Below are 13091 nucleotides of genomic sequence, written 5' to 3' on the forward strand. Positions count from 1 at the left end.
AGGGCTGTGGCTTTCGTTCAACTCGCCGATGGCGAACTGCATTACGTTATTGAAGGCCCGGTCGATGCGCCGGTGCTGGTGCTGTCCAATTCGCTGGGCACCAACCTGCACATGTGGGACGCGCAGATGCCGGCGTTCACCGAGCATTTCCGGGTGCTGCGTTTCGACACCCGTGGTCACGGCCAGTCGTTGGTGACACCGGGGCCATACAGCATCGAGCAACTGGGCCGCGACGTGCTCGGCTTGCTGGATGCGCTGCACATCGAACGCGCGCATTTCTGCGGATTGTCGATGGGTGGCTTGATCGGCCAGTGGCTGGGGATCAATGCCGGTCATCGTCTGCACAAACTGATCGTGTGCAACACCGCCGCGAAGATCGGCGATCCGTCGGTGTGGAACCCGCGCATCGAAACCGTGCTGCGTGATGGCCCGGCAGCGATGGTCGCCCTGCGTGATGCGTCGATTGCCCGTTGGTTCACCCCTGATTTTTCCGCGGCCAATCCGGCCGCAGCGAAGAAAATCACCGACATGCTCGCAGCCACTTCGCCGGAAGGTTACGCGGCCAATTGCGCGGCGGTGCGCGATGCCGATTTTCGTGAGCAACTGGCCTCGATCAACCTGCCGCTGCTGGTCATCGCGGGTACCGAAGATGCGGTAACGCCACCGTCTGGCGGGCATTTCATTCAGGTGCATGTGCGCGGCGCCGAGTACGCCGAGTTCTATGCCGCGCACCTGTCCAACGTGCAGGCCGGGGCGGATTTCAGTGATCGGGTGTTGGCGTTTCTGAACGCTCAGTGAGGGGAAGTTTGTGGACGAGAAACAACGTTACGACGAAGGCCTGCAGGTACGCCGCGCGGTATTGGGCGATGCTCACGTCGATCGCAGCCTGAATGCGCTGACCGAGTTCAATTCGGAATTCCAGGAGATGATCACCCGTCATGCCTGGGGTGACATCTGGACCCGCCCGGGCCTGCCACGGCATACCCGTAGCCTGATCACCATCGCCATGCTGATCGGGATGAACCGCGAGGCCGAGCTGAAACTGCATTTGCGTGCGGCGGCGAACAACGGTGTGAGCCGGGGCGAGATCAAGGAAGTGATCATGCAGAGTGCGATTTACTGCGGGATCCCGGCGGCGAATGCGACGTTTCATCTGGCGGAGTCGGTGTGGGATGAGCTGGGGGTCGAATCCCGGGAGTGATGGTGCCTGAACTGACGCCATCGCGAGCAGGCTCACTCCTACAATGGAACGCGGTCATCTGTAGGAGTGAGCCTGCTCGCGATGGCGATACTTGTCGTGACACATCACACCCTGGCTACAATGAAAATCCGCTTGAACGGAAACAGCGTCTGCCCGTTTTTCTCCGGCGGGTAATGCCTGTGTACCCGCATCAGGTAGTGATAGATAAACCGCGCCTGTTCCTCTGACGTCAGCGTCTGCATCACCGGCCGCAGCGCCGAAACCTTCACCCAGTCGTACACCGGTGACTTGCCGTCAACCACCTGCAATTGCTCGGTTTCCCAGATATCCAGCGACGTGGTCAGCGGCGCCAGCAAGCGGTAGTAATCCTCCAGCGTCAACAACGGCCGCGCCGCCATGCGCCGGTGCAGTTCTGCTGTGCCGATGGGGGTGTGTCCCGGGCCGGCATCGTCGAGGGTGTCGAGCATCAATCGATACCACGGGGCATCGCGCCAGTCCGGCATGTGCGCCGCCAGACAGCCGCCGGGGGTGAGATGCCCCAGCAGGCGCGGCAGCAGCTGTTGATGATCGCCGATGAAATGCAGCACCGCCGCCGCGAGCAGCAGGTCGGCGGGTTGTCCGGGTTGCCAATCGAGCAGGTCGCACTCTTGCCATTGGGCGTTGATCGGCAGGCAACGAGCCTGATCAAGCATTTGCCGCGAGCTGTCGACCCCCAGCAACTGCGCACGCGGCCAGCGCTCGGCCAGCAACTGTGTGGCGATGCCGGTGCCGCAGCCCAGGTCATAAATGCGTTTGGGGTCGTGCAGATCGACTCGGTCGAGCAATTCGTTGACCGGGCGTTGCCTGAGACGGGAAAACTGCTGGTACGCCTTGGCGTCCCAGTGAGTGCAGGCGTTCCCTGCCGTTTCGAGTTTGGCGCTCATGAGGAGGTCCTCTCTGGCGGATTACAGTTGTCGTCCAATGACGTTGAGGGTTTTCAGGACAACGGCCACGCCTTTGCGTGTGTCCTCTTCATTCAGCAGTTTGAGTAACGCCAGAGTGCCCGGCGCCTCTGACTGTGCCGATACTTCGGCTTTGGCCTTGCGCACTGCATTACTGACTGTCCAGGTGGCGGCAGTGCCGCTCTCGAACAATTGCGCGAGTTTTTCCACCATGGCCGTGTCGAGCAGATCGGCGATGTCGGAAACCAGTGAAAGCAGGTCGACAATATTCTCCAGGCGTCCGCCGTCGATTAACGGCTGCAGTTTTGCCATCAAGGCAGTGAACCCGGGCGTGGCTGACATTTCCTCGGGCATGTTCATGAGCAATCACTCCTCCCTGTGCAGGGTCAAAGCATTCCCCGGGCTACCGCCCAGTAAAGACCGCGATTGAAACCGTTTCTGAGCAGGCCGCCCAATTTGGTCGGGGGTGTCGGCAATACATCGTGGGCGTAGTCGTACCAGAGTGGCATCCCGGCATTCAGGCCCATTTGTGCTACCGCCTGTACCCGACCGTCGTATACCGAGTTGGGTGCGCCAAGACGGATCTGGGCGGTGATGTTGTTGGCGATCACCGGCGCCTGGTTATGACAGGCGCCGCCGGCCTTGCTGACCGGCAGGTCGACGGTGTCGCCGATCACGTAGACATTCTCCAGACCGTAGACCTGCAGCGTTTCGTGATTGGTCGGCAGCCATCCTTCATCATTGGCGGCTTGTGAGATGCCGCATTCACGCACCACCTCGACGGCCTGGATTGGCGGAGTAGCCATCAGGATATCGAAGGGTTGCGCATCGCCCTCGGCCGAGTAGGCGACTTTTGCATCGGGATCCACATGGCTCAGGGTGAAGCCGCGCTGAAATTGAATGTTTTTCCGGGCAAAAATGCTCGGCAGGATTTCACCCGTGGGACGCTGCAAGAACAGACAATTGCGCAATAGCTGGGCAACCGTCGGGTAGGTGTAGATGATTTCCACTTGCTCGCGAACGCCCCGGCGACGCAATAAATCATCCAGCATCAATGTCGTTTCCACGGGCGCGATTCCGCATTGGTGCGGGACGTTCGGTGTTTGCGGGAAGGACACGGTAATGAAAATCCGGCCTTTTTCGATGCTGTTCAGGCGTTGCGCCAGCTGCCGGGCAGGAAGGTATTGATAGAAGTGGTCGCCGGCTTCTTGCAGACCCGCGATGCGTTCCGGCGCCGGCACGCAGCCGGTGGCGATCACCAGAAAATCATAGTCGAAGCGCTTGCCGGTACGGGTGCGCAATTGCTGCCCGGGAAAGTCGAAACGGGTGACTTCTTCAACGTGGAAACTGATTTCCGGGCGCAACAATGAGCGTTCCGGACGTTTGAGTTCCTCTTCGAAGAACTGACTGAACGCCACGTACATGAACGCAGGTTTGTAGTAATGATCTGGAGAACTGGACAGCAGTGTGATCGAGACGTCGCCGCGTAGAACTTCGGGATACAGCTTGCCGACCAGTTGATTGGCCAGCATGGTTCCACCTACACCGCCACCGACGATAACTATTCGCTTGCTCATACCTGACCTCCGTGGCCAAGGCAGCTTCGCGTACAGCATCCGGAGATAACGGAAGAAAACTAAGGGCTCCTACAGCAGGCTGGAGAATTTACACACTCTGTTGACTGTATCTGCGCCTCGACAAATCGCCAGTCCGGCTGACCAGTGGTTGATGCCGGCGCCACTCATGCAGCGCCGGCGTGCGGGTTCAGAGCAGGCTGATCGGATAGCTGATGATCAGACGGTTTTCGTCGAACTCGTTGTTGCTGAAGTCGCGGCGCAGGGTCGAGTTGCGCCAGCGTACGTTGAGGTCGCGCAGGGTGCCGCTCTGCACGGTGTAGCCCAGTTCCGATTCGCGGCCCCACTCCTTGCCATCGGTGATGGTTCCGGTGTGCACGTTGTCGCCGCTGATGTAGCGGTTCATCAGGGTCAGGCCGGGGATGCCCAGGGCGGCGAAGTTGTAGTCGTGGCGCACCTGCCAGGATCGCTCCTGAGCGTTGTCGTAGCTGGAGTTGTAACTGTCGTTGGCCAGGGTGCCGCCGCTGGTGCCGTTGACGCGCATCCAGGCGCTGTCGCCGGTGAGTTTTTGCAGGCCGACGTAGAAGGTGTTGCCGCCGTAGCGAGCCGAGAACATCCCCGACCAGGTCTTGTTGTCGAGTTCGCCAGCGCGGGCGCTGCCATCGTCCTTGCCGTAGAAGAAGCCCAGGTTGGCGCCCAGTGTCCAGTCGCCGAGTGGCTGGCTGTGAGTCAGGTTGAGGTATTGCTGGCTGTAGATGTCCTTGAGTTCGGCGTTCCACAGGCCGATCTGCGTGCGTTTTTCGTTGAACTGGTATTCACCGCCCTGAAAGTTGAAGCGATCGGAGGTGAACGCCGCTTTGCCGAACATCGACATGTCGCTCATGCTGCTGTCATCGCGCGGGCTGTTGGCGCGGAACTGCCCGCCATACAGGGTCAGACCGTTGATTTCCTTCGAGGTGATCTGCCCGCCACGGAAGGTTTGCGGCAGCGAACGGCCGTCGTCCGAGCGCAGGATCGGCAGCACCGGCATCCATTCGCCAACCTTGATTTCGGTCTGCGACAGCTTGGCTTTGAACGCGACGTTGGTGCGACCGAAGTTGTCTGCCGGACGCCCGTCGTGATCCAGCGGCAACAGTTGCGTGCCACCGGTGCCTTTGCCGCCATCGAGCTTTACCGAGTACAGGCCGAGCACGTCCATGCCGAAGCCGACGGTGCCCTGGGTAAAGCCGGATTTGGCATCAAGGATGAAGTTCTGCGTCCACTCTTCAGCCTTGCCCTGGGCCTTGGTCGGGTTGGTGAAGTTGCGGTTGATGTAGAAGTTGCGCAGGTTCAGGTTGGCGCTGGCGCCTTCGACAAAACCGGCTTCTTCGGCTGCGGCGGGCAGGGCGACGCCGGTCAGGGCCAGGGCGATCAGGCCGGGGAGGGCGTACGGCGCAGTTGGATGAGTCATCGCAGGGTCTCTTGTTATTTTTTTTAGGGCGAATGGGTTCGTTGCGCCGCTTTCGGGGCGGGCAAGAAATTGCAGATTCAGGGATAAGGCGGCGGTGATCAGCCGGGCCAGGCAGGGCGCGGGAGCATGGTGTCGAACCTGTTGTTATTGGTGTTGTGGAGCGAATGGTGCGGGGCGCGGTGGGCGGGATTCAATCGGTGAAAGCGGGTTTTGGGCGATTATCGAACAGCAAAAGATCGCAGCCTTCGGCAGCTCCTACAGGGGAAACGCATTTCAAATGTAGGAGCTGCCGAAGGCTGCGATCTTTTGATTTTCAGGCAACAAGGAGCCCGCCAAATGGCGGGCTCCTTGTGTTCACCGGATGATCAGAACAGCTTCATCTTCGGTGCTTCTTCTTTCAGCGGTTCGTTCTGCGCGGTCTGCGCATTCCAGCCACCACCCAGGGCCTTGTACAGGTTGACCGCACTGGTCAGCTGCGCGAGGCGGTCGGTGATCAGTGCCTGTTGCGCGCTGAACAACTGACGCTGGGCGTCGAGGAAGGTCAGGTTGCTGTCGACACCGATACGGTAACGACGCTCGGCCAAACGGTAGTAATCCTGGTTGGCTGCGACGAAGTCACGCTGTGCCTGCAACTGCTCGGTGTAGGTCTGGCGCGCGGCCAGGCCGTCGGCGACTTCCTGGAAGGCGGTTTGAATCGACTTCTCGTAGTTCGCCACGCCAATGTCCTTCTGGATCTTGGCGTAGTCGAGGCTGGCGCGCAGGCTGCCGGCGTTGAAGATCGGCAGGTTGATCTGCGGCTGGAACAGCCAGGTCCCCGAACCACCCTTGAACAGACCGGACAGGTCCGGGCTCAGGCTGCCCGCGTTGGCGGTCAGGCTGATGCTCGGGAAGAACGCTGCACGGGCGGCGCCGATGTTGGCGTTGGCCGCTTTCAGGTTGTACTCGGCTTGCAGGATGTCCGGACGACGCTGCAGCAGGTCCGAAGGCAGACCGGCCGGTACGTCGCTGAGCAGGTCATCCGACAGCGGTTTGGCCGCTTGCAGATTGGCCGGGATGCCGGTGCCGAGCAGCAGGGTCAGGCTGTTTTCGTCCTGAGCCACCTGACGGGTGTACTTGGCCAGTTGCGCCCGGGCGTTTTCCACCGAGGTACGCGACTGCGCCAGGTCCAGCGCCGAGGCCACACCGACTTCGTTGCTGCGGCTGGTCAGCTTGTAGCTTTCTTCAAACGCACCGAGGGTGTCTTGCGTCAGCTTGAGCAGTTCCTTGTCGGCCTGCCAGGTCATGTACGCGTTGGCCACGCTGGCCACCAGACTGATCTGCGTGCTGCGGCGCGCTTCTTCGGTGGCGAAGTATTGTTGCAGCGCTTGTTCGCTCAGGCTGCGCACCCGACCGAACAGGTCGAGTTCGTAGGCGCTGATGCCGACGGTCGCGGTGTAGGAGCTGGTGATGCCCGCTTCACCGGTCTGCGAAGCCCGTGCCGGAACGCGCTGGCGACTGCCGGTGGCGTTCGCCGAAACGGCCGGGAACAGGTCGGCACGCTGGATGCGGTACTGAGCCGCATAGGCGTCGATGTTCAACGCCGCGACACGCAGGTCGCGGTTGTTTTCCAGCGATACCTGGATCAGTTGCTGCAGGGCCGGGTCATGGAAAAACTGCTTCCAGCCCTGCTCGGCAGCGGCTTGCGCCGGTGCCTGGGCCGGCGAGTAAGCCGGGCCCTGCGGGAACTGGTTCGCAACCGGTGCTTCTGGCCGCTGATAGTCAGGAATCAGCGAACAACCGCTCAGCACGAAGGCGGCGACTGCGATGGAGAGTAGCGACTTGCTCATTGGCCAGCCTCTTTAGGAGTTTCAGTCGTCTCATCCTGGTCGGCGATTTTACGCTGGCCCATGGACGAAACCGTGACGAAGAACAGTGGGACCCAGAAGATCGCCAGAATCGTAGCCGTGAGCATACCGCCAATCACGCCCGTACCGATCGCATGCTGGCTGCCCGAACCTGCGCCCGTGGAGATAGCCAACGGTACTACACCGAGGACGAACGCCAGCGAGGTCATGATGATCGGTCGCAGACGCATGCGGCACGCTTCGATCGCCGCATCGCGCAGACTGCGCCCTTGTTCATGCAGCTCCTTGGCGAACTCGACGATCAGAATGGCGTTTTTAGCCGCAAGACCGATGGTCGTCAACAGGCCCACCTGGAAGTACACGTCGTTGGACAGCCCACGCAGGCTGGTGGCCATCAACGCACCGATGATCCCCAGCGGTACCACGAGCATGACCGCAATCGGAATCGACCAGCTTTCATACAGCGCCGCCAGACACAGGAACACCATCAGCAGCGACAGGGCGTACAGCGCTGGCGCCTGAGAGCCGGACAGACGTTCCTCGTAGGACAGACCGGTCCAGGAGATACCGACACCGGCCGGCAGCTTCTTGGCAATCGCTTCGACTTCGGCCATCGCTTCACCGGTGGAGTAACCCGGCGCCGGAGACCCGAGAATCTCCATCGCTTCCACACCGTTGTAACGCGCCAGTTTCGGCGAGCCGTAGATCCACTCGCCCTTGGCGAATGCGGAGAACGGCACCATGGTCCCGGCGCTGTTGCGCACGTACCACTTCTTCAGGTCTTCCGGGCTCATCCGCGAGCCGGCCTGGCCCTGGATGTACACCTTCTTGACGCGACCGCGGTCGATGAAGTCGTTGACGTAGCTACTACCGAAGGAGATCGACAGGGTGCTGTTGATGTCGGAAATGCTCACGCCCAGGGCTCGGGCCTTCGCATCGTCGATTTCCAGATGATATTGCGGCTCGTCGTTCAGCCCGTTCGGACGCACCTGGTAGAGCACCTTGCTCTGCGCAGCCATGCCGAGGAACTGGTTACGCGCTTCCATCAGTTTTTCGTGACCGATACCGGCGCGGTCCTGCAGGAACACGTCGAAACCGGTGGCGTTACCCAGCTCCAGTACTGCCGGCGGAGCAAAGGCGAACACCATCGCATCGCGGAAGCTGAAGAAGTGCTGCTGGGCGCGCTGGGCCAGGGCAAACACGCTGTTGTTCGAATCACGTTCGTGCCACGGCTTGAGCATGATGAACGCCAGACCCGAGCTCTGCCCACGACCGGCGAAGTTGAAGCCGTTCACGGTGAACACCGACGCCACTGCGCCCGCTTCCTTATCCAGCAGATAGGAACGCATTTCGTCGATCACGACTTGCGTACGTTCGGCGCTGGAGCCGGCCGGGGTCTGCACCTGAGCGAACAGTACGCCCTGGTCTTCTTCCGGCAGGAACGCGGTCGGAATGCGGGTGAACAGCCAGATCATGCCGACCACGATCAGTACGTAGGCCAGCAGGTAAGGCGCTTTGCGCGACAGCATGTTGCCGACACCGCGCTCGTAGCTTTTCACGCCACGGTCGAAGCTGCGGTTGAACCAGCCGAAGAAACCTTTTTTCGGCGTGCCGTGCTCGCCTTTCGGGATGGCCTTGAGCATGGTGGCGCACAATGCCGGGGTGAAGATCAGGGCAACCATTACCGACAGGGCCATGGCCGAAACGATGGTGATCGAGAACTGCTTGTAGATCACACCGGTGGAGCCGCTGAAGAACGCCATTGGCAGCAGTACCGCCGACAGCACCAGCGCGATACCGACCAGAGCGCCCTGGATCTGGCCCATGGACTTCTTGGTCGCTTCCTTCGGTGACAAGCCTTCTTCGCTCATCACCCGCTCGACGTTCTCCACCACGACGATGGCGTCGTCCACCAGCAAGCCGATGGCCAGCACCATACCGAACATGGTCAGGGTGTTGATGCTGAAGCCGAACGCCGCGAGGATGCCGAAGGTACCGAGCAATACAACCGGCACGGTCATCGTGGTGATGACCGTGGCACGGAAGTTCTGCAGGAACAGGAACATCACCAGGAACACCAGCACGATCGCTTCGACCAGGGTTTCAACCACACCCTTGATCGATTCGGTCACCACCGGGGTGGTGTCGTACGGGAACACCACTTCCATGCCTTGCGGGAAGAACGGCTTGAGTTCGTCAATCGTCTTGCGCAGCGCCTTGGCAGTGTCGAGGGCGTTGGCGCCGTTGGCCAGTTTTACCGCCAGACCGGACGATGGCTTGCCGTTGAACTGTGCCGAGATGGTCGAGTTTTCGCCACCCAGACCAACGTCGGCGACATCGCCGATGTGCACTTGCGAACCGTCCTGGTTGACCTTCAGCAGAATCGCCTTGAACTGCTCGGCGGTCTGCAGACGGGTCTTGCCGATGATCGTGGCGTTCAGTTGCTGGCCAGGCAGCGCCGGCAGACCGCCGAGCTGACCGGAAGACACCTGAACGTTCTGCGCCGAGATCGCGCTGCTGACATCAGCCGGAGTCAGGTTGTACTTGTTCAGCTTGGCCGGGTCGAGCCAGATGCGCATCGCGTACTGGGCACCGAAGACCTGGAAGTCACCGACACCGGCGGTCCGCGAGATCGGGTCCTGCATGTTCGACACGATGTAGTTGGACAGGTCGTCCTTGGTCATGCTGCCGTCACGCGACACCACGCCGATCACCAGCAGGAAGTTCTTCACTGCCTTGGTCACGCGGATACCCTGTTGCTGCACTTCCTGCGGCAGCAGCGGGGTGGCCAGGTTCAGCTTGTTCTGAACCTGAACCTGCGCGGTGTCGGAGTTAGTGCCTTGCTCGAAGGTCGCGGTGATGGTCATGCTGCCGTCGGAGTTACTTTCCGAGGATACATAACGCAGGTTGTCGATACCGTTGAGTTGCTGTTCGATCACCTGGACCACGGTGTCCTGAACCGTCTGTGCCGAAGCACCCGGGTAGGTCACGGAGATCGCGATGGCCGGAGGCGCAATGCTCGGGTACTGGTTGATCGGCAATTTCAGGATCGATAGTGCCCCGACCAACATGATCACCAAGGCAATTACCCAGGCGAAAATTGGACGGTCGATAAAAAATTTCGACATGAGTTACTCCCCTTTGCCGCCAGCGGCTTTGTCAGCTGCTTGAGCGGGGGCCGGGTTCTTGGCTACGTTGGTCGCTTCGGTCGGATTGACCTGAACACCTGGGCGAACGTACTGCAGACCTTCGGTGATCAGACGATCGCCGGCTTTCAGGCCATCCTCGATCAGCCACTGGCTGCCGACGGTACGGCTGGCCTTGAGCTGACGCAGTTCAACCTTGTTGTCCGCGCCGACAACCAGTGCGGTCGGCGTACCTTTGAGGTCGCGGGTCACGCCTTGCTGCGGCGCCAGAATGGCCGCGGCGTTGACCCCGGCCTGCAACTGGGCACGGACGAACATGCCTGGCAGCAGGGTGTGATCCGGGTTCGGGAACACGGCGCGCAAGGTCACGGAACCGGTAGTCGGATCCACCGAGACTTCGGAGAATTCCAGCTTGCCGTCGAGCTTGTACTGGCTGCCGTCTTCCAGGGTCAGCTTGACCGCTGCCGAGTTGTCGCCGGCCTTCTGCAGACGACCGCTTTCCAGCTCGCGGCGCAGTTCGAGCAGCTCGACCGAGGACTGGGTGACGTCGACGTAGATCGGGTCCAGTTGCTGGATCGTCGCCATCGCGTCGGCCTGACCATTGCTGACCAGCGCGCCTTCGGTCACCGAAGAACGGCCAATGCGACCGGAGATCGGCGCGTAGACCTTGGTGTATTTCACGTTGATCTGCGCGCTCTGCAGCGACGCTTCCGATTCCATGCGATTGGCGACGGCGGTGTCGAATTCCTGGCGGCTCACGGCCTGCTCATCGACCAGTTGCTTGTAGCGGTCGGAGATCGACTTGGTCGAACGCAGGTTGGCCTCAGCGCTTTTCAGGGTCGCTTCATAGACTGCCGGATCGATCTGATACAGCTGCTGGCCGGCTTTGACGTCGCCGCCTTCCTTGAACAGACGCTTGAGAATGATGCCGTTGACCTGTGGTCGAACTTCAGCGATGCGGTACGCGCTGGTGCGGCCCGGCAGTTCCGACGTGAGGGTGAACGCTTGTGGTTGCAGGGTGACGACGCCGACCTGAGGAGGCGGAGCGGCTGGAGCCGCTTCTTCCTTTTTACATCCGCTGAGCAGCGATGCCAGGGCGACGGCAGTGACCAGAGCGGTAACAGCTGGCTTGAATTGCATGAAGATCCTCGGGTCAGGCGCGCACATTGCGCACAAGAAGTGTGAAAGGGTAAAAAAATCGGGTCGAGTGGATAAGTAGCTTGCTAAGGAATATACTTACGTTCATGGTTGTTTGTAAATAGCTTGGCGTCGTACCCACCCTGTTACAAAATGCGTCGCAAGGTTTGAAATTGTAGGCCGGGGAGCCGATTCGTGAGAGATCGGCCCCCTCTTTATTCAGCGGATATTCAGCCATCCCTGAAACATCCCGTTTGAGGTTTTACTGCCATGGTCCGTCGTACCAAAGAGGAAGCTCAGGAAACGCGCAGCCAGATTCTCGAAGCGGCCGAGAAAGCGTTTTATGAAAGGGGCGTGGCGCGCACGACCCTGGCGGATATCGCGACAATGGCCGGCGTCACGCGCGGGGCCATCTATTGGCATTTCAGCAACAAGGCTGATCTGGTGCAGGCGATGCTCGACAGCCTGCATGAACCGCTGGATGAATTGGCCAAGGCCAGCGAGAGCGAGGATGAACTCGACCCGCTGGGGTGCATGCGCAAGCTGTTGATCCATCTGTTCCATCAGGTAGCCCTGGATCCGAAGACCCGTCGCATCAACGAGATTCTGTTTCATAAGTGCGAATTCACCGATGAAATGTGCGATCTGCGCCAGCAGCGCCGCACGGCCAGTCTCGATTGCAACCTGCGCATCGGCCTGACCTTGCGTAATGCGGTCAATCGCGGCCAGTTGCCGGAAAATCTCGACACTGCCAGGGCGGCCATCAGCATTCATGCGTATATCGATGGCCTCCTGTATGGATGGCTGTTGGCGCCGGACAGCTTTCAATTGCATGCCGAAGCCGAGCGCTGGGTCGATACAGGGCTGGATATGCTGCGCCTGAGCCCCAGTCTGCGCAAATGAAACAAAATGCGTAATTGAATCTATCCGTGTCAAGACTTGAAGCGGGGAAATGTCCCTGCTTCAAGACTTTCTGTAATGGGGTGCTTTTATATACGTACGTCGGTCGGGTTGATAGGTAGCGAGCTACGTATTTTGTAGGGGTTTTGTGTCGACTGTGTGAATGAGTGTTAACGCTCGGGCTAAAAGGGCGCCGAGCAGCCGATACGCACCAACCGGTCCGTTTTGTTTCTGTGTCCCCTGTGCCCGATTTTTACCACTGGGCTGTGTCACTTCCGATGGGCTGGAGCCACGGTGGTGAGTTGCCTTGCGCCTCTACCGTTACTGCATGAGGGGGTAACTCTCTATCAGGCCGATGGCGTCATAAATGCGACCATCTTATTGCTGTAAGGATAAACCGGGTTTTCATTTGCCAATAATGCGTCGCAGGTGATGGGTTCGGCGCCAATAGAGAAAGCATTTTTATCCCAGAAGAGTTCGAATTTTGGAGCCCGGTGCCCCGCCATTTTTCTGTAGCAATAACTGAGCGAGGTGTCGAACTGTACTTTCTGTTTGTAGTTGGTGTAACAGACGTAAGTGCTGAATATCTCTTTTTTGATATCGTAATCAATAACGATGTCCTGCTTCAGATGAGGATCTCCTTCAAACATCATAAAAACGGTCTGGTAAGGAAGGATCTTGTCGATAGGGGTCAAGGGCGGGTGCTTTGGAGAGGAATCATCAAGCCAGAAAGTAGAGTCCGTGGCATTGGTGATTTGCAGGAGAAATGTAAGTTTATTTGGGTCTATATTATTCATTTTTATATATCCTTGCTTGATTAAGTTGGTTGATGTGCAAGTGGTAAGTAGCAAGGCGAAGCTTAGGTTTATATTCTTTTGAAGGCGAATCTTTAAATGTG

11 protein-coding genes are annotated in these 13091 nt (G+C 59.5%); 3 read left to right on the forward strand and 8 right to left on the reverse strand.

The genetic code is table 11. The annotated features are described in order from the left end of the window. The first annotated feature begins 6 nt into the window (after positions 1-6). Complete coding sequence (gene pcaD / locus PMI25_RS01000; RefSeq protein WP_007963168.1) at positions 7-798, forward strand: 3-oxoadipate enol-lactonase; 792 nt, start codon at positions 7-9, stop codon at positions 796-798. A gap of 10 nt (positions 799-808) precedes the next feature. Then, positions 809-1201: a 4-carboxymuconolactone decarboxylase gene (gene pcaC / locus PMI25_RS01005; protein ID WP_003222417.1), complete on the forward strand. Its 393-nt coding sequence runs from the start codon at positions 809-811 to the stop codon at positions 1199-1201. Between the two features lie 104 nt (positions 1202-1305). Here pcaC and PMI25_RS01010 read toward each other — a convergent pair whose 3' ends face one another. The 7 genes from PMI25_RS01010 to emhA all read right to left on the reverse strand — a co-directional run bounded on the left by PMI25_RS01010 (position 1306) and on the right by emhA (position 11296). Next, complete coding sequence (locus PMI25_RS01010) at positions 1306-2124, reverse strand: methyltransferase domain-containing protein (protein ID WP_007963171.1); 819 nt, start codon at positions 2122-2124, stop codon at positions 1306-1308. A 21-nt stretch (positions 2125-2145) separates the two neighbouring features. Continuing rightward, complete coding sequence (locus PMI25_RS01015; RefSeq protein ID WP_007963173.1) at positions 2146-2502, reverse strand: DUF1641 domain-containing protein; 357 nt, start codon at positions 2500-2502, stop codon at positions 2146-2148. Between the two features lie 26 nt (positions 2503-2528). Beyond that, positions 2529-3719 carry an NAD(P)/FAD-dependent oxidoreductase gene (locus tag PMI25_RS01020; RefSeq protein WP_007963175.1) on the reverse strand — a complete coding sequence of 397 codons (1191 nt, stop codon included), beginning with the start codon at positions 3717-3719 and terminating at the stop codon, positions 2529-2531. A 187-nt stretch (positions 3720-3906) separates the two neighbouring features. After that, positions 3907-5166: an OprD family porin gene (locus tag PMI25_RS01025; RefSeq protein ID WP_007963177.1), complete on the reverse strand. Its 1260-nt coding sequence runs from the start codon at positions 5164-5166 to the stop codon at positions 3907-3909. Between the two features lie 365 nt (positions 5167-5531). After that, entirely contained in the window at positions 5532-6992 is a 1461-nt protein-coding gene (gene emhC, locus PMI25_RS01030) for an efflux RND transporter outer membrane subunit EmhC (RefSeq protein WP_007963178.1), read from the reverse strand. Next, positions 6989-10138: an efflux RND transporter permease subunit EmhB gene (gene emhB, locus PMI25_RS01035; RefSeq protein ID WP_007963179.1), complete on the reverse strand. Its 3150-nt coding sequence runs from the start codon at positions 10136-10138 to the stop codon at positions 6989-6991. The genes emhC and emhB overlap by 4 nt, the downstream gene beginning before the upstream one ends. Positions 10139-10141: 3 nt before the next feature. Further along, positions 10142-11296 (reverse strand): efflux RND transporter periplasmic adaptor subunit EmhA, encoded by a 1155-nt coding sequence (gene emhA / locus PMI25_RS01040; RefSeq protein ID WP_007963180.1) that lies wholly within the window; start codon positions 11294-11296, stop codon positions 10142-10144. A 267-nt stretch (positions 11297-11563) separates the two neighbouring features. Here emhA and emhR point away from each other — a divergent pair, with 267 nt between their 5' ends. Continuing rightward, entirely contained in the window at positions 11564-12196 is a 633-nt protein-coding gene (gene emhR / locus PMI25_RS01045; RefSeq protein WP_007963181.1) for an efflux system transcriptional repressor EmhR, read from the forward strand. A gap of 344 nt (positions 12197-12540) precedes the next feature. Here the strand turns inward: emhR and PMI25_RS01050 are convergent, their stop codons facing one another. Beyond that, a complete protein-coding gene (locus PMI25_RS01050) occupies positions 12541-12990 on the reverse strand; it encodes a hypothetical protein (RefSeq protein WP_007963182.1) in 450 nt (149 codons plus the stop codon). Positions 12991-13091: the final 101 nt, after the last annotated feature.

Source organism: Pseudomonas sp. GM30, from assembly GCF_000282275.2.
Classification (GTDB): Bacteria; Pseudomonadota; Gammaproteobacteria; order Pseudomonadales; family Pseudomonadaceae; genus Aquipseudomonas.